This window comes from Burkholderia sp. IMCC1007 (assembly GCF_027257875.1).
Taxonomy (GTDB): domain Bacteria; phylum Pseudomonadota; class Gammaproteobacteria; order Burkholderiales; family Burkholderiaceae; genus Burkholderia.
In genome coordinates, this window is record NZ_JAPVQY010000066.1 from 1 (window position 1) to 18,157 (window position 18,157).

Annotated in this window: 15 protein-coding genes; 6 read left to right on the plus strand and 9 right to left on the minus strand. The window is 66.4% G+C overall.

The features are described from left to right. The 3 genes from O1Q03_RS34330 to O1Q03_RS34340 form a co-directional block, all read left to right on the plus strand. Window positions 1-2,148, plus strand: a 2,148-nt coding sequence (locus O1Q03_RS34330; protein WP_332112568.1) for an ImcF-related family protein, incomplete at its 5' end; no start/stop codon positions are given. Further along, the gene (tagF, locus tag O1Q03_RS34335) at window positions 2,145-3,134 is read left to right on the plus strand and encodes a type VI secretion system-associated protein TagF (RefSeq protein WP_269509318.1); all 990 of its coding nucleotides are present in this window, start codon (window positions 2,145-2,147) and stop codon (window positions 3,132-3,134) included. The genes O1Q03_RS34330 and tagF, both read left to right, overlap by 4 nt. Before the next feature lie 4 nt (window positions 3,135-3,138). Then, window positions 3,139-4,089, plus strand: coding sequence for an OmpA family protein (locus tag O1Q03_RS34340; protein ID WP_269509320.1), 951 nt, complete (start codon window positions 3,139-3,141; stop codon window positions 4,087-4,089). Window positions 4,090-4,192: 103 nt separating this feature from the next. Here the strand turns inward: O1Q03_RS34340 and tssA are convergent, their stop codons facing one another. From tssA to O1Q03_RS34385, 9 genes are all read right to left on the minus strand, one after another. Further along, on the minus strand, window positions 4,193-5,314 hold the full coding sequence (tssA, locus tag O1Q03_RS34345; RefSeq protein ID WP_269509322.1) for a type VI secretion system protein TssA: 1,122 nt from the start codon (window positions 5,312-5,314) through the stop codon (window positions 4,193-4,195). Window positions 5,315-5,366: 52 nt separating this feature from the next. Then, window positions 5,367-8,036 (minus strand): type VI secretion system ATPase TssH, encoded by a 2,670-nt coding sequence (gene tssH, locus O1Q03_RS34350; RefSeq protein ID WP_269509324.1) that lies wholly within the window; start codon window positions 8,034-8,036, stop codon window positions 5,367-5,369. Window positions 8,037-8,080: 44 nt separating this feature from the next. After that, window positions 8,081-9,181, minus strand: coding sequence for a type VI secretion system baseplate subunit TssG (gene tssG, locus O1Q03_RS34355; RefSeq protein ID WP_269509326.1), 1,101 nt, complete (start codon window positions 9,179-9,181; stop codon window positions 8,081-8,083). Then, the gene (tssF, locus tag O1Q03_RS34360) at window positions 9,145-10,980 is read right to left on the minus strand and encodes a type VI secretion system baseplate subunit TssF (RefSeq protein WP_269509327.1); all 1,836 of its coding nucleotides are present in this window, start codon (window positions 10,978-10,980) and stop codon (window positions 9,145-9,147) included. Before tssF ends, tssG begins: the two co-directional genes overlap by 37 nt. A 76-nt stretch (window positions 10,981-11,056) precedes the next feature. Beyond that, window positions 11,057-11,542: a type VI secretion system baseplate subunit TssE gene (gene tssE, locus O1Q03_RS34365; protein ID WP_269509329.1), complete on the minus strand. Its 486-nt coding sequence runs from the start codon at window positions 11,540-11,542 to the stop codon at window positions 11,057-11,059. Between the two features lie 62 nt (window positions 11,543-11,604). Beyond that, the gene (locus O1Q03_RS34370; protein WP_006477093.1) at window positions 11,605-12,108 is read right to left on the minus strand and encodes an Hcp family type VI secretion system effector; all 504 of its coding nucleotides are present in this window, start codon (window positions 12,106-12,108) and stop codon (window positions 11,605-11,607) included. A gap of 70 nt (window positions 12,109-12,178) precedes the next feature. Next, complete coding sequence (gene tssC / locus O1Q03_RS34375; protein WP_269509332.1) at window positions 12,179-13,669, minus strand: type VI secretion system contractile sheath large subunit; 1,491 nt, start codon at window positions 13,667-13,669, stop codon at window positions 12,179-12,181. A gap of 15 nt (window positions 13,670-13,684) precedes the next feature. Beyond that, entirely contained in the window at window positions 13,685-14,200 is a 516-nt protein-coding gene (gene tssB / locus O1Q03_RS34380) for a type VI secretion system contractile sheath small subunit (RefSeq protein WP_269509333.1), read from the minus strand. 44 nt (window positions 14,201-14,244) lie between these two features. Further along, window positions 14,245-14,883 (minus strand): tetratricopeptide repeat protein, encoded by a 639-nt coding sequence (locus O1Q03_RS34385; RefSeq protein WP_269509335.1) that lies wholly within the window; start codon window positions 14,881-14,883, stop codon window positions 14,245-14,247. A gap of 377 nt (window positions 14,884-15,260) precedes the next feature. Between O1Q03_RS34385 and tssJ the strand changes: the two genes are divergently transcribed. The 3 genes from tssJ (at window position 15,261) to icmH (ending at window position 18,100) form a co-directional block, all read left to right on the plus strand. Beyond that, window positions 15,261-15,872, plus strand: a complete 612-nt coding sequence (gene tssJ / locus O1Q03_RS34390) for a type VI secretion system lipoprotein TssJ (RefSeq protein ID WP_269509403.1) — start codon at window positions 15,261-15,263, stop codon at window positions 15,870-15,872. A gap of 102 nt (window positions 15,873-15,974) precedes the next feature. Beyond that, window positions 15,975-17,321 (plus strand): type VI secretion system baseplate subunit TssK, encoded by a 1,347-nt coding sequence (gene tssK / locus O1Q03_RS34395; RefSeq protein ID WP_269509339.1) that lies wholly within the window; start codon window positions 15,975-15,977, stop codon window positions 17,319-17,321. Then, complete coding sequence (gene icmH / locus O1Q03_RS34400) at window positions 17,318-18,100, plus strand: type IVB secretion system protein IcmH/DotU (RefSeq protein WP_269509342.1); 783 nt, start codon at window positions 17,318-17,320, stop codon at window positions 18,098-18,100. The genes tssK and icmH overlap by 4 nt, the downstream gene beginning before the upstream one ends. Window positions 18,101-18,157: the final 57 nt, after the last annotated feature.

Sequence of the window (18,157 nt, forward strand, 5' to 3'; positions counted from 1 at the left end):
CCGGGCGCGTCCGCCGCGGCCGCCGCGCCGGACGCCGCACAGCAACAGCCGGCCGCGCCGCAGGGCGGGCTGTACAGCGATGCGTCGCCGACCAACGTGCAGGACGCATACAACGCGCTGAAGACCTACCTGATGCTGTCCGACAAGCGTCACGTCGAACAGGCGCATCTGACCGACCAGCTCGCGCGCTTCTGGCGCGGCTGGCTCGAGACGAATCGCGGCAACATGCCGCGCGACGAGATGATCAGGAGCGCCGAGCGCATGATCTCGTTCTACCTGTCGCGCGTGAACGACAACGACTGGCCGATGATCGACGCGAACCTCGCGCTCGTCGACCAGACCCGCGAGAACCTGCGCCGCGTCGTGCGCGGGATGCCGGCCCGCCAGCGCGTCTACGAGGAGATCAAGGCGCGCGCGTCGACCCGCTTCGCGCCGATGACCATCGCGCGCATCGTCGGCGACGGCAACCAGGGGCTCATCGCCGGCAGCTACGCGATTCCGGGCACGTTCACGCGCGAAGCATGGTTCGACTACGTGCAGCCGGCGATCCGCGATGCCGCAACCAAGGAACTGCAGGCGAAGGACTGGGTGCTCAACACGTCGACGCAGGACGACCTGACGCTGGAAGGCAGCCCCGAGCAGATCCAGAAGACGCTCGTCGGCATGTACAAGACCGAGTACGCGCAGCACTGGCAGAAGTTCATGCAGGGCATCGCGGTACAGGGCTTCAGCAGCTTCGGCCAGGCCGTCGACGGGATGAACCGCCTCGGCGACCCGCAGGATTCGCCGATCCGCAAGGTCCTCGAAACCGCGTACGACCAGACGTCGTGGGACAACCCGTCGCTCGCGAACGTGACGATCAAGAAGGCGCAAACGGGCGTCGTGAACTGGGTCAAGCAGCTGTTCTCGCGCTCGCAGGCCGGCCAGATGGCGGCCGCGAACATCGACATCAACGGCAATCCGGCCGAGGTGCCGATGGGGCCGATCGGCCAGGAGTTCATCGGGCTCGCACGGATCGTCGCGACGCATGACGGCACGTCGATGCTCAAGGGCTACATGGATTCGCTGTCGAAGGTCCGTACGCGCTTCAACGTGATCAAGAATCAGGGCGACCCCGGCCCCGGCGCGCGCCAGCTGATGCAGCAGACGCTCGACGGCAGCGGCTCCGAACTCGCCGATTCGCTGAAGTTCGTCGACGAGCAGATGCTGACGGGCCTCACCGATTCGCAACGCAAGTCGCTGCGTCCGCTGCTGGTGCGGCCGCTGATGCAGGCGTTCTCGGTGGTGATCCAGCCGGCCAGCACCGAAGTCAACAAGGTGTGGAACGCGCAGGTCTACCAGCCGTTCCAGAACTCGCTCGCGACCAAGTACCCGTTCGCGCCGAGCGCGAAGGTCGAGGCCGGCGCCGGTGAAATCGCGCAGGTGTTCGGTCCGGACGGCGCGATCGCGAAGTTCGTCGGCACGACGCTGGGCCCGCTCGCGGTGCGCCGCGGCGACACGCTCGCCGCCCGCACGTGGGGCGACATGGGCATCGGCCTCACGCCGGACTTCACGAACGGCTTCGCGCGCTGGGTCGCGCCGCTCGCCGGCGGCGCCGCAGGCGGCGCGGCCGCGACGTCCGAGCCGCAGACCGTGTTCCAGATCCTGCCGCAGCCGAGCAGCGGCACGACGGAATACACGATCGCGATCGACGGCCAGCAACTGCGTTACCGCAACACGCCGCCGCAGTGGATGAACTTCGTGTGGCCGAACCCGCAGGGCTCGCCGGGCGCGACGCTGTCCGCGACGACCTTCGACGGCCGCACGGTGCAGCTCGTCAACGAGCCGGGCCGCTACGGTCTCGAGAAGCTGATCAACTCGGCGCAGCGCAAGCGGCGTCCGGACGGCACCTTCGACCTCACGTGGGCCGAGGGCAGCGTGAACGTGTCGGTGACGATGCGCATCATCAGCACGTCGCAACCGACGAGCAGCGGCGGCGACCAGCCGCAGCAGCAGAGCCTGCGCGGCCTGCAGTTGCCGGCGTCGGTCGCCGACGCGAGCGCGGGCGCCGCACAGAACGCGACGCAGGCCGGCACGGGCACGCCGGCCGCGACACCGGCGCCGGCCGTCACGGCCGCCACCGCAACGAATGCACAGGGGGCGCAATGACGCAAACCGTTCAGGCGCAAATCGCCTACTTCGGCAAGATTCCGTCGCGCGGCGACTTCGTGAAGAGCGCGCACAATCCGCAGCTGCTGCAGACGCTCGATCGCTGGATCGCGCAGGCGCTCGAGCTGCTCGCGGAAGATCCGCGCTGGAAGATCGTCTACGAGGATGCGAAGCCGATGCATTTCGCGTTCCTCGGCTCGCGCAGCAAGCTCGCGATCGCGGGCCACATGGTCGCGAGCCACGACGTGTCGATGCGCCGCTTCCCGTTCCTCGGCGCGACCGCGCTCGAGGTCGACCGGCCGCTCGCGTTCCTCGCGCGCAGCCCGCTCGCGTTCGCGCGGCTGTGGTCGCGCGTCGCCGCGCAGATCCCGCCGCTGCTCGCGAAGGACGAACCGCCCGGCGCGCTGCAGGCGCTCGGCGACACGCAGGTGCCGATCGACGTCGGCGGCCCCGGCACGTCGCATGACGGCACCTTCAACGACTTCGTCGAACACCAGTCGCTGTTCGGCCTGCAGCAGATGCTGCTCGAAAGCGGTCATCCGGTACGGCTGCGCGGCGCGATGCTGGCGCTCGGCTCGCTGCTGCGCCCCGTGATGCAGAGCGGCTCGTCGCACATCGAGCGCGGCCTCACGCTGCCGCTGCCGGTCGACCCGTTCTATCGCAGCCTCGTCGCCGCGTTCTGGCTCGAGCTGATCGCGCCGTTCGTCGCGCAGGCCGACTTCGAACTCGCGATCTTCATCGGCACGATCGCCGAGCGCGAACGGCTGATCATCGGCTTCAACGGCGCGTCGTCGAAGACGCTGCTGAGCGTCGTCGATCCGCAGACCTACGCCGCCCACAACATCGACATCGACGATCCCGAGTGGATCGACGCCCATGCGCAAAACGATCACCGGATCAGCAAGCTCGTCAGCTACCTCGACCAACCGCAACTGTCGCTGCGCGTCGCCATCGACGCGTTCCGCGAAGCGTTCATCGGAGGCTGACGGGATGCAACGCACGCTTCACGTCGCGCGCACGCGCGTCACGCCCTTCGCTGCCGCGCTGCTTGCCGCCAGCCTCGTCGCCAGCGGCGCGGCCTTCGCGCAGAACACGGGCGGCGCGACCGTCACGCCGGTCGCCAACGGCACCGTCGCGGCTGCCGCGCTGGCCGCGAACACGAACGCCGGCGCCGCGCCGGCCACGGCGTCCGGCACGGTGATACGCGGCACGGCCGGCACCGTCGCGCCGCCGCCCGCGAATGCGACGCCCGGCCAGGTGGTCGCCGGCGGCAAGGTGCCCGACGAGGCGACCAAGGCCGCCGTGCTGCAGAAGCTGCGCGACACCTACGGCGCGGCGAACGTGGTCGACCAGATCGAGGTTGGCGACGTCGCGACACCGCCGAACTGGAGCGCGAACGTGCAGAAGCTGCTCGGCGCGCAGCTCAAGCAGATCAGCAAGGGCCAGTTGAAGATCAACGGCACGCAGATCGAGATGAAGGGCGAGGTGCACAACGAGGCGCAGCGCCAGCAGCTCGCGAGCGACATGGCGAACACGCTGAACCCGACGTACACGATCAAGAACGGGCTGCGCGTGTCGGCGTCCGAACAGGGCGTGCTCGACCAGACGCTCGCGAACCGCACGATCGAGTTCGAGACCGGCAGCGCGACGCTGACCCCGCAAGGCAAGCAGATCCTCGACCAGATGGCGGCCGCGTTGTCGAAGATGCAGAACCGTACGGTCGACATCATCGGCCACACCGACAACTCGGGGAACCGCACGTCGAACATCGCGCTGAGCCAGGCGCGTGCGGACGCGGTGAAGGGCTATCTGATCACGAAGAACATCCAGCCGCAGCAGATGACGACGACGGGCGTCGGGCCGGATCAGCCGATTGCGCCGAACGATACGGCGGACGGCCGGGCGAGGAATCGGCGGATCGAGTTCCGCGTCGGGCAGTAACGGGTGTAACGGAAAACCGGCCGCTCGCCCGATGGCGGAGCGCAGCGGCAGGCACGCGACGGGCGGCGGCAGCAATGCGCCGGCCGTCGTGCCCGTCGTATGTTTACGACTGCTCGTCGGGCCTCACCCCGAGCAGCTCGCGGATATGCGACAGCGAGCCGTCGTCCTTCACGACGCTCTCGAGCCACTTGTGCAGCGGCATGTCGGCCCATTCGGCGGCCTTGTCGGCGAGATACGCGACGGGGCTATGCGGCTCCGTCTGACGGAAGTAACGCGCGACCGCCCGCAGTTGGTCGACGGCCTGCGCCCGGTTCTGGATGCCGGCGATCATCTGCGTCACCGGCGCGCGCGGCGCGGTCTGCGATTGCACATGCGTGTCCTCGGTATGGATCGGGTCGCCGAAACTCGGCTCGATACGCTCGGGCTGCGCGTGCGGCGTCGCCTGCGTGTGCGGCGCGCTGCCCGTATAGCCCTGCTCGCGCGCAAAGCGCTCGGCGAGCCGGTACACGATCTCGAACGCGTCGCGTGCCTGCCGGAAGCTCGGCGCCGAATCGCCCGCGCGCTCGACGAGCCGGTCCTCGAATGCATCGAGCGCGAACTCGAACGCCTTCAGGTTCGCGAGCAGCGTGGCGTAGAACGCGATCGGCGTCACGCGCCGCGATGCGTCGACCTGCTCGACCGACGGCTTGCCGCGCGCGATGTCGTCCGCATGCTCGGGGTCGCGCTTCACGGCCTGCGCAACGTGCTGCGCAACTTCCCAGTCGAGCGTGGTGAACGCGTTCGACGCGCCTTCCGTCACCGGAATGCCGCGCAGCAGCTCGGCCGTGCGACCGGACAGCCATGCGACGTTGCCGAGCCGGTATTCGACGTCGTCGCCTTCGGGCAGCGGATGCACGGTGTCCCAGTAGTCGCGGCACAGCCCTTCCAGCAGCGCATAGCCTTCGGTGAGGCCCGTGATGCCGTCCTCGAGCGCGAGCGCCTCGGTCAGCCACACGGCGAGCCGCAGGTCCTTCGTACGCGTGCGCAGCAGCTCGCCCGCATGGTCGACGACGAAGCCCCAGTCGGCCTCCTTGATCTCGGTCACCCATTCGCCCTGGTCGAGCGTCGGGTCGTCGTAGCGCCGCGCGTCCTGGATCGCGTCGAATTCGTTCGAGAACAGCAGGTCGTCGCCGCTGGGCGACGCATCGCTGATCGGCGTCAGCAGCTCGGGGAGATTGATCGGCATGGTTCGGTCAGTTCATCAATGCTTGGCTTGGCTTGGCTTGGCGCGGGCGCGCTCATTCGACGGTGTACGCGAATTCGCCGGCCTCGTCCGCGCGCACCGCGATGCGCGCGATGGCCGCGCCGTCGGCGATCCGGCCGAGCACGTGGCCCGCGATCTCCGGCAGCAGCGTACCGTTGAGGATATGGTCGACGTTGCGGGCGCCCGAATCGACCTCGGTGCAGCGCGCGAGCACCGCATCGACGAGCGATTCGTCCCACTCGAACGCGGCCTTGTGGTTCGCTTCGATACGGCGGCGGATCCGGTCGAGCTTCAGCTCGATGATCTCGGCCAGCACGTCGTCGGAAATCGGATAGTACGGGACGACCTTCATCCGGCCGAGGAACGCCGGCTTGAACGCCTTGTACAGCTGCGGACGCAGCGTCTCGGCGAGCGCGTCCGGATCGGGCAGTTCGTCGGCCGGCTTGTTCAGGCACGCCTGCATCACCGCGGCCGAGCCGACGTTCGACGTCAGGATGATCAGCGTGTTGCGGAAGTCGATCTCGCGCCCTTCCGCATCGTCCATCGTGCCCTTGTCGAACACCTGGAAGAACATCTCGAGCACGTCCGGGTGCGCCTTCTCGACTTCGTCGAGCAGCACGACGGAATAGGGGTTGCGGCGCACGGCCTCGGTCAGCACGCCGCCTTCGCCGTAACCGACGTAGCCCGGCGGCGAACCCTTCAGGCCCGACACGCTGTGCGCTTCCTGGTACTCGCTCATGTTGATCGTGACCATCTTGCGCTCGCCGCCGTACAGGATGTCGGCCAGCGCGAGCGCCGTCTCGGTCTTGCCGACACCCGACGGCCCGACGAACATGAACACGCCGCGCGGCTTGTTCGGGTCCTCGAGGTTCGCGGTCGCCGTGCGCACGCGCTGCGCAATCGCCTCCAGCGCATGGTCCTGGCCGATCACGCGCGCGCTCAGCAGCGGCCGCAGGTTCAGCACGGTGTCGATCTCGTCCTTCACCATCCGGCCGAGCGGAATGCCGGTCCACGCGGCGACGATCTCGGCGACGACGTGGCCGTCGACCTGCAGCGGCACCATCGGCTCGCCGCCCTGCAGCGCGTGCAGCGCCGCGACACGTTCCGCGAGCTTGTCGCGCGTGGCCGGCACGTCGACCGGCTGGCCGTCTTCCGACGGGCCGCGCGCGTTGTCGAGCGTGTCGCGCAGTTCGGTGATCTCGGCGACGATCACGCGCTCGGCTTCGTAGCGTTCCTCATCCTTCGCCAGTTGTTCGAGCGCCGTGCCGCGCGCGCCGCGCAGCTCGCCGAGCCGCTCGTCGTGCGCCGCGCCGCCCGCCGCCTCGCGCTCCAGCGACGCGATTTCCGCATCGATGCGCTCGATGCGCTTCTTCGTATCGTCGATCGCGGCCGGGGTCGCGCTGTGCGCGAGCGCGACCTTCGCGCAGGCGGTGTCGAGCACGCTGATTGCCTTGTCCGGCAGCTGGCGGCCGCTGATGTAGCGGTGCGACAGGCGCACGGCCTCGGTGATCGCGTCATCGAGAATCCGCACGTTGAAATGCTTCTCCATCAGGCCCGACATCCCGCGCAGCATCGCCGCCGCGAGCGGCTCGCTCGGCTCCTCGACCTTCACGACCTGGAAGCGCCGCGCGAGCGCCGCATCCTTCTCGAAGTACTTCTTGTATTCGCTCCACGTCGTCGCGGCGATCGTGCGCAGCTCGCCGCGCGCGAGCGCCGGCTTCAGGAGGTTCGCCGCGTCGTTCTGGCCGGCCTGGCCGCCCGCGCCGATGATCGTGTGCGCCTCGTCGATGAACAGGATGATCGGGTGCGCACTCTTCTTCACCTCGTCGATCACGCTCTTCAGCCGGTTCTCGAATTCGCCCTTCACGCTCGCGCCGGCCTGAAGCAGCCCCATGTCGAGCACGTGCAGCGCGACGCCGCGCAACGGCGGCGGCACGTCGTCGGCCGCGATCCGCAGCGCGAGCCCTTCGACGACCGCCGTTTTGCCGACGCCGGCCTCGCCGGTCATGATCGGGTTGTTCTGGCGGCGGCGCATCAGGATGTCGATCGCCTGGCGGATCTCCGCTTCGCGGCCGATCACCGGGTCGATCTTGCCGTCGCGCGCACGCTGCGTGAGGTTGGTCGTGTACGTGTCGAGCGCGGGGGTCTTCGACGGGCCGGCCGCGGGTGCGGCGCCGTCGGCAGCGGCTGCGACGTCGCTGCCTTCGTCATCCGCCTGACGCGGCTCGGCTTCGCTCGAACCGGCCATGATCTCGTCGAACTTGTGCTTCAGGTCCGTCACGTTCATTTCGGCGAACTGCGACGACATCCGCTGCGCGAACTGCGCGAGATCGGGCGCGGTGAGCAACGCAAGCAGCAGGTGGCCGGAACGGATGCGGCCGAGCTGCGAATCGAGCGACGCGATCAGCCACGCCTGCTCGAACAATGCGATCAGGTGGACGGAGAACACCGGCGTGCGCGTGTTGCCCGTCTTCAGCCGCGTGAGTTCGCGCTCGAGATCGGCGTGCAGCGCATGCGGATCGACGCGACTCGCACGCAGCGCGAGCGGCAGGTCGCCCGTCGCTTCGTCGAGCAGCGCGAGGAACAGATGCTCGAGATCGACCTCGTAGTGGCCGCGCGCCAGACACGCGCTCGCCGCGCGCTCGGTCGCGTGCCGGCACAGCGGGTTCAGTTTCGTGATGAGGGTCTTCAGAGGCGTGCTCATGGCGTCGATCTCAGGTTCGATTGCTTGTTTGTTGTCGTTCGGAATCAGTGAATCACGTGCAGTTCGTAGCGCGCATCCGAGCGGTCTTCGGCCGCGTCGCGCGTGCACAGGAACGCATCCCAGCCGAGCCGCGAGCCCGCGCCGAGCACGCTCGCGCCGACCTCGCTGCGCTTCAGCACCAGCTTGACCTCGTACTCGAGCGTGACGCCGGCGAGCAGCGTCAGCATCCGCTCGAGCGCGCTGGCCTTCGCGCCGCCGGGCAGGAACGCCTCGTAATCGCGCTTGGACAGCGGGCCGACGACGATGCGCGCGCGCATGTCGCGCTGCCACACGCGCTCGCCGACGAGCGCCGTCGCGCCGAGCACCACGTTGACCTCGCCCAGCTCGCTCAACTGGTCGGCCGGCACGTCGTACCACTTGCCGACGAACTGGTCGATCTCCACCGGCACGCGGAAATAGTCGGACAGCGTGCGCTGCAGATACGCGGCCGACATCGGCCGGTGCCGTGCGGCAAGCGCATAGCCGGCAACGGCCTCGTCGAGCACGCCGCCCGCGCCGGCCGCGAGGCTGTCGCGCACCTCGTCGCTCGGCACGCCCGCGATCGCGAGCAGGAGCGGCAGGTAGCGCTCGTCGCGATCGAGTTCGTAGTGGAACGGCAGCCGGTATTTCTTCCACGCCGCGTAGAACAGCGCGGTCGCACGGTTCGAGAACACGTCGAAGAACGCGCGCGCCGCATGGTCGCGCTTCAGGTGCTCGCGCGCGACGATCTGCTCGGTGTAGTGCAGCGGCAGCGCGCCCTGCCCGCCGAGCAGCCCGAAGAATGCGGGCGTCAGCTCGACGTGGCCGAGCTCGCCGGCCGCGAGCGCCGCGCCGCGCGCGTCGCCCGAATCGAGCAGCGTGCCGGCGTCGTCGAACGAGCGCGCGCCTTCGATCTCGCTCGGCGGAAAGCCGAGCGACAGCGTGTTGCGGAATTCGATGCGCTGCGCGACGACGTCGCCCTGCCGCCACGCACCGGGCGCATCGGACGCCTGCCGCGCGAACAGTCCTTCGAGCACGCGCACCGCCTGGAAGAACTCGAAGCGGTGCGGCTCGTCGAGCAGCGCGTCGACTACGCCAGGATCGATTCGCCGGTTCGGGGCTTGCATCGGATGATCTCCTCGCCGGTGCGCTTCGACACCACGACTAGTTGAACGAAACTATTGAGGTGCACGTACAGCCCGAAGAAGCTGTCGAGCACGCGCACGAACGACGCGAGGCTCGCGCCGACGAAGTGCTCCTCGTCGATCGTCACACGCACCTCGATGCCGCGCACGAAGGTCGCGAACGGCTTGCCCGGCAGCCATTGCACGGCGCCGCGCTGCTCGATCCCGACCAGCCCGTCGATCTGGCGCATCGACACGGCAGTGCGCCGCAGGTCGTACAGCGTCAGCATTTCCTTGAGCGGCGCGAGCCCGTGCGCGACCAGCGACACGTGGTTCAGCGCGAGGTGCGACACGAGCCGCCAGTGCGCGGCGCGGCCGCGCTCGAAGCGCACGCTCTGCGTCGGCCGCCGCAGCAGCGAGATACCGCTCGTCTGCGCGCCGCCTTCCTGGAACAGGTCGCCGCCTTCGAGGCCGAATGCGAGCATCGCCGGCAGGTCGCGGTTCGTGCAGGTGAGGTCGAGGCTCAGCGTGTCGGTCTGCGGCGAGGTCGGCTCGAAGTCGATGTCGACGATCGAGATCTCGGTTTCGTAGCCGGGGCTCTTCTGCGCGACCCAGTCGTTGCGCCGCGCGAACCAGTAATGGCCGATCCGCGCCGCTTCGCCGTGATGCAGCGAATAGAACGGCCGGAATTCGATCACGGATTCATCGTGCGCCTGCTGGCGCACGAGTTTCACCGAATCGATCGAGTACACCTCGTACGCGAATGCACGCCGTGCCTCGGCGATCACCGGATAGGACACCGCGCGGTGCGTGATGCGGATCGGCTCGCCGTGCTGGCGGAACAGGTTCACGATCGGCGTGCAGAACAGGCGGAAATGGCTGGCCGTCAGCAGGTCGAGCAGCCGCGCGACGTGCGAGTCGCTGCGCACGTCCTGCAGCACGAGATGCAGCGTCGCGCGCTGGCAGCGGCCCGACGCGCGCGCGATCGCCGCGATATCGAAATCGACGAAATCGAACTTGTCGGGGAACGCGAAGTATTCGGTGAGCAGCCGATACGCGGGATGCGACTTCGCCGGGTAGTCGATCAGCGCGTCGCGCTCGTCGAAGCCGGCCTGAGCGATCGGCAGCTTGCGCAGCGGCGTCCAGCGGCCGTTGCGCTCGGGCTCGACATACGCGCCGAGCACGTTGACGAACAGGCAGTCGGTGAGCGCGGCGACGAACGACTGTTCGCCGTGCAGGTGCGCACGCAACGTCGACAGCTTCAGCGCGCCGAGATCGAGTTGCGCGGCGAGCGATTCGAACGTGATCGAGATCACGCCCGTCGCGTTGGACGGCAGCACCGTCGCGCTCGGCGCGAGCGCGACCGGCGTGTAGCGCGCCTCCGAGATGCGGATCGGCGCGAGCGTCACGTCGTACGCGGTGCGGAACCGGCACTGCACGCCACGGATCGGACGGCTCTTCAGCTCGGTGCCGCGTGCGATCACGACCGGTTCGGTCTGCTGGCCGGGCGACGCCGGCGTGAACTGCGCGATCGAGCACGATGGGAAAGGCCGCAGGTAGTGCGGATACAGCACTTCCAGCAGCGCTTCGGTGAATTCCGGGTAATCGTCGTCGAGCTTCTTGTTGATCCGCGCGCCGAGCAGCGCGAACGACTCGATCATCCGCTCGACGTGCGGATCCTCGCAATGCTCGCCGGACAACGCGAGCCGCGCCGCGATCTTCGGATAACGTTCGGCGAAATCTCGCGAATAGCGCCGCAAAAACGATAATTCGCGCTCGTAATACGGCAGCAATTCTTCCATCGACGACCCCGAACCTCAATATTTCCTGCCGGACCTGATCTGCCACCGGGCGGTCCGGCCCGCTCGGCGGCTTGATTTACTGCATTCTTGCCGCGCGTGCGCGCGTGACCGAGTACTGCAGCGTCGACGGCTGCAACATCGCGTCGAAATTCACCGGCTCTTCGGCCGGGTGCACGACGAGCAGGGCCTGAATCGCGAAGTAAAGCGCGTTGGTCGACTGCTCGTTCATCTCGAACGTCACCTGCACCTGCTGCAGCCGCGGTTCGTGGCGCACGATGGCCTGCTGGATCGACTTGCAGATGAACGCGCGGTCGTAGTGACTCGCGAGGCTCAGCCCCGCGAAATCGTTCAGCCCGTAGGTCAGCACCGACTTCTGGCATTCCGGCAGCGCGGCCAGCTCGATTTCGGTGTGCGCGATACGGGTGTTGAGGATCGCCTCGACGTCGCGGGCGACCGTGTTCTTCAGCTCGTCCAGCGACAATTGCCGCATCGCTGCCGAGGCCGGCAGGTGCGGTTCGTCGTCGAACAGCTTGTCGAGAAAACTCGGTTCGAATCGTTTCATCGGTCGGTGCGCACAGCGAAAACGGCAACGGGACGCCGAGCGCCCCGTTGCCGCAACCGACCTTAGACCGCGTAGGTCTTGTCGTTCTTCGTCAGGCTCCAGGCGCCTTGCGTGTTGCCGCCCTGGTTGCCGCCGATCTTCTGCTGGGTCTGCTTCCACTGCACGGCTGCGTACTTCAGCGAGAACGTCTCCAGCGGCAGACCTTCTTCACGGACGCTCGGTGCGATGCTCGAGATGATCACGTACTTGAGCTTCACTTCCAGATACTGCACGCGCTTGCCTTCGCCGTCCGCGCGCGAGAAATGGACCGTGACTTCATCGAACGTGGTGCCGCCCGAAGCGTGCTGGTACAGCAGCGGGCTCGACGAATCGATTTCCTTCGTGAAGATCATGTCGCCGTGCTCGCAACGGGTCATCGTGTGACCGCCGGCGGTCGATGCCGTTGCCGAACGCGGCTGAACGATCGAGTGATCCCACGATTTCAGTTCGATCCAGCCCTGGTGGTCCTTGTCCGCGGATTCGCCCTTCACCGCGGGACTACCAAACTGCAAGTGCATATGTAACATGGCCCTTCGACTCCCCAAAGAGGTGGTTTTAACGTCCTACCCAGGCGGCCCGCCCGGGCGATTTACTCGCTTATGAATTTGCCGGTTTGGGCAGATCAGCGACAAGTCGCAGAGAAATCGAGAGTTCGTCGAGCTGAAAGTGCGGGCGCAGGAACGCGACCGAACGATACGAGCCCGGCTTGCCCGGAATCTCCGACACTTGTATGGATGCCTCGCGCAGCGGAAATTGCGCCTTCTGTTCCTGCGAGGCGTTGTCGTCGAGCAGGACGTATTGCGAAATCCACCGGTTGAGGAAAGTCTCCACGTTTTGCGCCGATGCGAAGCTACCGATCTTGTCCCGCATCATCGCCTTCAGGTAGTGCGCGACGCGCGATACCGAGAAGATGTACTGAAGCTGGGCAGACAGGACGGCGTTCGCATTTGCGCTGTCGGTGCTGTATTTCTTTGGTTTCTGCACCGATTGCGCGGCGAAAAACGCGGCGTAATCCGAGTTCTTGCAATGGACGAGCGGAATGAAGCCGAGGTCGCTCAGTTCCTTCTCGCGGCGATCGGTGATCGCGATTTCGGTCGGGCACTTCAGCGCGACTTCACCGTCGTCGGTCTTGAACGTGTGGGTCGGCAGGTCCTCGACGAGGCCGCCGCCTTCGACGCCGCGGATCGCCGCGCACCAGCCGAAGTCGTCGAACGCGGCCGTCAGGCGCGCCGCGAACGCCCACGCCGCGTTGCACCACAGGTACTTGTCGTGTTCGGTGCCGTCGACGTCCTCGACGAAGTTGAAGTTCTCCGCGGTCTGGCCGTCCTTCGGATTGAACGGCAGGCGGCCGAGGAAGCGCGGCAGCGTGAGGCCGACGTAGCGCGAGTCTTCCGAATCGCGGAACGACTTCCACTTCGCGTATTCGACCGTGTCGAACACCTTGCCGAGGTCGCGCGGCTTGCCGAGGTCGGAGAACGACTCGAGGCCGAGCAGCTCCGGCGACGCCGACGCGATGAACGGCGCGTGCGCGGCCGCGGCGACGTGCGACATCTGCTCGATGAAGTACATGTCTTCCGGCTGGCGCGAGATCTCGTAATCGCCGATCAGCGCACCGAACGGCGAGCCGCCGAACGTGCCGAATTCCTCTTCGTAGACCTTCTTGAACAGCGCGCTCTGGTCGAACTCGCTTGCGCCCTTGAAGTCGCGCACGAGGTCGCGCTTCGGTGCGTGCAGCGCCTTGATCTTGATCGTCTGGCCGGTGTTGCTTTCCTTGACCAGGTAGTCCAGCCCGCGCCACGTGCTTTCGAGGCGCTGGAATTCCGGCGCGTGCATCACCGCGGACAGTTGCGTGGAGATCAGGCGGTCGAGCTCCGCGACGCGCGCGTCGATCGTCGCCGACAGGTTGTCCGACACGATCACCGTGCCGTCGAGCACCTGGTGCACGAGTTCGCCGATCAGGTCCTTCGCGCGTGCATGCTCGGAATCGGATTTCGCGACCTTGCTCTTCTCGACGATGTCGTCGAGCAGCGAAGTCCCGGCGGCGTATTCCGCGCCGCTCGCTTGGGCCGCAGCCGTTTGCTGGTTCATCTCAACACTCCGTCGTCATTCGCCGTCTTTGTCGCCGCCCGTGCCCTTCGCGAGCTCCTGCAGCTGCTGCGTGTTCTTCAGCACCTCCGACAGCAGATCCTCGAGCTTGTCGTTGCCGGCGAGCTTGTTACGCAGATCGGCGAGCTTCGAGCGCGCGTCGAGCAGGCGGCGCAGCGGCTCGACCTGCTCGACGACTTCGTCCGGGCTGAAATCCGACAGCGAACGGAACTTCAGGTCGACCGCAAACTTGCCGCCTTCCGGGCTCAGGCGGTTTTCCACCTGAAACGCCGCGCGCGGCTCGATCGCCTTCATCACGTCGTCGAAGTTGTCACGGTCGATGTTGACGAACTTGCGGTCGCGCAGCTTCGGCTGCTCGACTTCCGACTGGCCCGCCAGATCGCCGACGACCCCGACGACGAACGGCAGTTCCTTCACCTCGATCGCATCGCCCTTCTCGACCTCGTAGGTCAGCTGGACGCGCGGCGGCCGTATTTTCTGCAAGCTTTTCTGAATGCTTTCTTTCTTGGCCATCTCGACGGCTCCCAGGTTAGTTGTGGTTTTGTCGCGTCAATCGATCAGCGAAGCGCGCTGAACGGGTCGGCGCCACCCTTCTGCGGTGCGGCGTTGCCCGACGTCGCCGGTGCGGTGGTGGTAGCGGCGGCGGCCTCGGTTGCCGCTGCGGCGCCGGCCTTCGGACGATGAATCACGCGGCGCGCCGTACGCGCCTTCACGGCCCGTTGCTCCGGCGGGAACAGTGCCGACTCGCCCAGCGTGTCGCGCAGCTGCTTCGCGAGCGCCTGCGCATCCGACTTCGCATCGCCGGCCAGCGACGCATCCTGACGCAGTTCGCCGAGCGATTGCGTCGCGATCCGCAGGCCCGCGACGGCGAGCACGCTCTTCGCCTGACGGTCGGTCGCATCGCGCTGCAGCGCTTCCTGCGCGGCGACGATCGCCTGGCCATAGTGGTTCTGGGCAAACTGGATCTGCGCGATGCGCGACCACGGCTCCTCGCGCGTCGGATCCGACTTCGCGAGCTGCTGGTACAGGCCGAGCGCCTTGTCCTGGTCCCCCGACTTCGCAACGGCGTCCGCATCGGCCAGCGACTTGTTGAACACCTCGGCAGTCGGCGGCGCCGGCGGCTGGTTCGCACAACCGGCAATCACGCCGCAGGCCAGCACTACCCCAGACAGTTTTGCGAAGAGACGGTCTTTCATCGTTATATCCACCGGCGCGTGAGTATTAAAATCGTTGAGAATCTGGTTCTTTTGCTTTGCAAGAAGCGCGCGGGTATAGTACCGATCAATTTTTCATAATTCAATCGCTGCGTGCAGAGTAATTCCTTTTAAATCCATGCGCCACCTCCTCGAAACGCTTGTGGCAACGGCCTCTCGCGGGCTTTCGTTTCGACCGGGAATGCGCAAGTTTTACTGACTCGTTGGCGCCACATGCAGACGGCGGAAAAATTTTCCGAAATTGCGTCGCCGCGCATGCATGTTTAATAGTTGAACAGCCGATAAGCGGGGCATTCGCGACAACGCGGAAATACCCGTCAGTTTTGACAGGGAGCAAAAGGCGGCACGCCGGAAACACGATGAGATCGTCCATGATTCGCTATGCGCTGCCGCTGATTGCCTGCGCACTCCTGGCCGGATGTGCGGCTGCTCCGTTGCTCGGCTCGGCCGCGAGCGCGGTAATGCAGGCGGCCGGCATCGGCAAGTCCGACGTGCCCGACGCGCAGAAACCGCCGCGCAACGTCGGCCTCACGCTGGCGGCCGCGCCCAACCTCAACGCCGCGAACGACCACAAGCCGCTCGCCCTGGTCGTGCGGCTTTACGCGCTGAAGGATCCGACCTCGTTCCAGCAGGCGCCGTTCGACGCATTTACCGATCCGGCCAAGGAAAAGGCCGCATTGGGTGCCGATCTGCTGAACGTGCGCGAAATCACGCTGATTCCGGGCCAGCGCTATACGGCAACCGAAAAGATATCGCGCGAAGCGCAGGCCTTCGGTATCGTCGCATTGTTCCGCGATCCCGCACTCCAGCGATGGAAATTGACATTCGATCCGGTGAAGTCGGAGAAATCCGGCATAATCATCGGCCTGCATAATTGCGCGATGACGGTCACCGACGGCTCTGTCATCGCCCCGCAACAGGGTGCGCCTTCGCAACCGCTGAATTTGCTTTCGTCGGTCACCTGCGGTTAAACGTGACGCACGAATGTCAATTAACAATAGTTAACAAATGGGCGATTAATTCGGGCAGGAACGAATCGATTACGTCGCAACGCCACATTAACCGGATTTGACATGAGTTATTCGGCCAAGGTGCTTTGGGGGGAAGGGCTGTTCCTCCGGCCTCAACACTTTCAGCGGCAGGACGCGTACCACGAGGCGCGCCTGTTCGAATCCATCCAGGCGATCCAGCCGTACAACTGGGGCGTGCGCTCGGTGCGCATCGACCGCGATGCGCTCGGCAGCAACGTGCTGCGCGTGGCCGAGCTCGCGCTCGTGTTCCCGGACGGCGCGCTGTATGCCGCGCCGCAGGCCGACGACCTGCCGCCGCCGATCGCGCTCGACACGCTGCCCGACGGCATGAACGAGTTCGTGTTCTACCTCGCGCTGCACCCGCTGCGCGAGAACGGCACCAACTACAGCGACGATCCGGCCGCCGGCTTCATGACGCGCTTCGTCAGCGAGCAGGCGAGCGTCGCCGACAACTTCACCGACGCCGCCGAAGCCGACATCACGTTCCTGAAGACGCAGGTCAAGCTGATCGCGCATAGCGAGCCGCGCGACCAGTTGCTGTCGGTGCCGCTCGTGCGCGTGCGCCGCACCGCGACGTCCGGCTTCGAGATCGACGACAGCTTCGTGCCGCCGTGCCTCGCGATCGACGCATCGCCGATCCTGCATCAGCGGCTGCGTCAGCTGATCGATGCGCTGCAGGCCAAGGTCAATGCGCTGTACGGTTTTCATCGCGAGCCGTCGAAGAACATCATCGAGTTCCGCTCCGGCGACATCGCGTCGTTCTGGCTGCTGCACACCGCGAACGCCGCGTTCGCGACGCTCGCGCACCTGCATCAGCACGCGGCGCTGCATCCCGAGCGGCTGTTCCAGGAACTGCTGCGCCTCGCCGGCCAGTTGATGACCTTCTCGAAGGGCTACACGCTCACCGATCTGCCCGTCTACCGGCACGAGGATCCGGGCCCGAACTTCGCGCGTCTCGACCAGATGCTGCGCGAGCTGCTCGACACCGTGATTTCGACGCGCTACTTCGCGATCACGCTCGACGAAGTGCGCCCGTCGTTCCATCTCGGCCGCCTCGATTCGGGCAAGATCGATGACAAGACCGAGTTCTATCTGGCCGTGTCCGCGGACATGCCGAACGTCGAGCTCATCGATGCGGTGCCCGCCCGCTTCAAGGTCGGCGCGCCCGACGATGTCGACAAGCTCGTGCTGTCGGCCATGCCGGGCGTGCGGCTGTCGTACACGCCGCAGGTGCCGCCTGCGATCCCCGTGCGGCCGGGCGCGTGCTATTTCTCGCTCGATTCGCGCAGCCCGCTGTACGAGCGCATGTTGCAGGCCCAGTCCGCGATGATCTACGCGCCGACCGGCATCAATGACCTGAAATTCGAACTGATCGCGGTCACATCATGAGCTACGCGCCTTCCCTGTTCGGCGACAACGCGCCGCCTTCCCTGCATACGCCGGCGTCGACGGACGTCGCGTTCCAGGCCCGCTCGCTGCTCGATTTGCTGTACGACGGGTTCTTCATGCTGTTCCTGCTCAAGAACAAGCGGGAGCCGGACAGCGCCAGCGAATTCAGCACGCGGATCCAGGAGTTCCTGTCGGATTTCGAGCGCGGCGCGAAGAAGCTGAACATCCCCGCCGAGGACGTGTACGGCGCGAAATTCGCGTTCTGCGCGGCCATCGACGAGATGGTGCTGTCGTCGCAGTTCAAGATCCGTGCGGACTGGGAGCGCCGGCCGCTGCAGCTCGTGCTGTTCGGCGAGCAGCTCGCGGGCGAGAAGTTCTTCCAGTATCTCGAGGAATGTCGCGCGCAGGGCGCGGCGCGGCTGCAGTCGCTCGAAGTGTTTCACATGTGCCTGCTGCTGGGGTTCCAGGGCAAGTACCTGCTCGAAGGGCCGGAGAAGCTCGCGTATCTGACCGCGCGGCTGGGCGACGAGATCGCGCACATGAAGGGCAAACGCGCCGCGTTTGCGCCGCATTGGCCGCTGCCCGATCAGATCGCGCACCGGCTGAAGCGCGAAGTGCCGATTTGGGCGATTGGTGCGGTGTTCGCGCTCGTCGCCCTGCTCGGGTATCTCGGGCTCAATACGTATCTGAAGGACAAGACGCTGCAGGCGTTGGCGCCTTACTCGCAGATCATCAAGGTCGGCCCGGAGTCGGCGAATTTGACGATTTCGCTGCCTTGAGGCGCGCTTCGTTCGGACATCGATGCTTCATGAAGAAAGGACCGCCCGGCGGTCCTT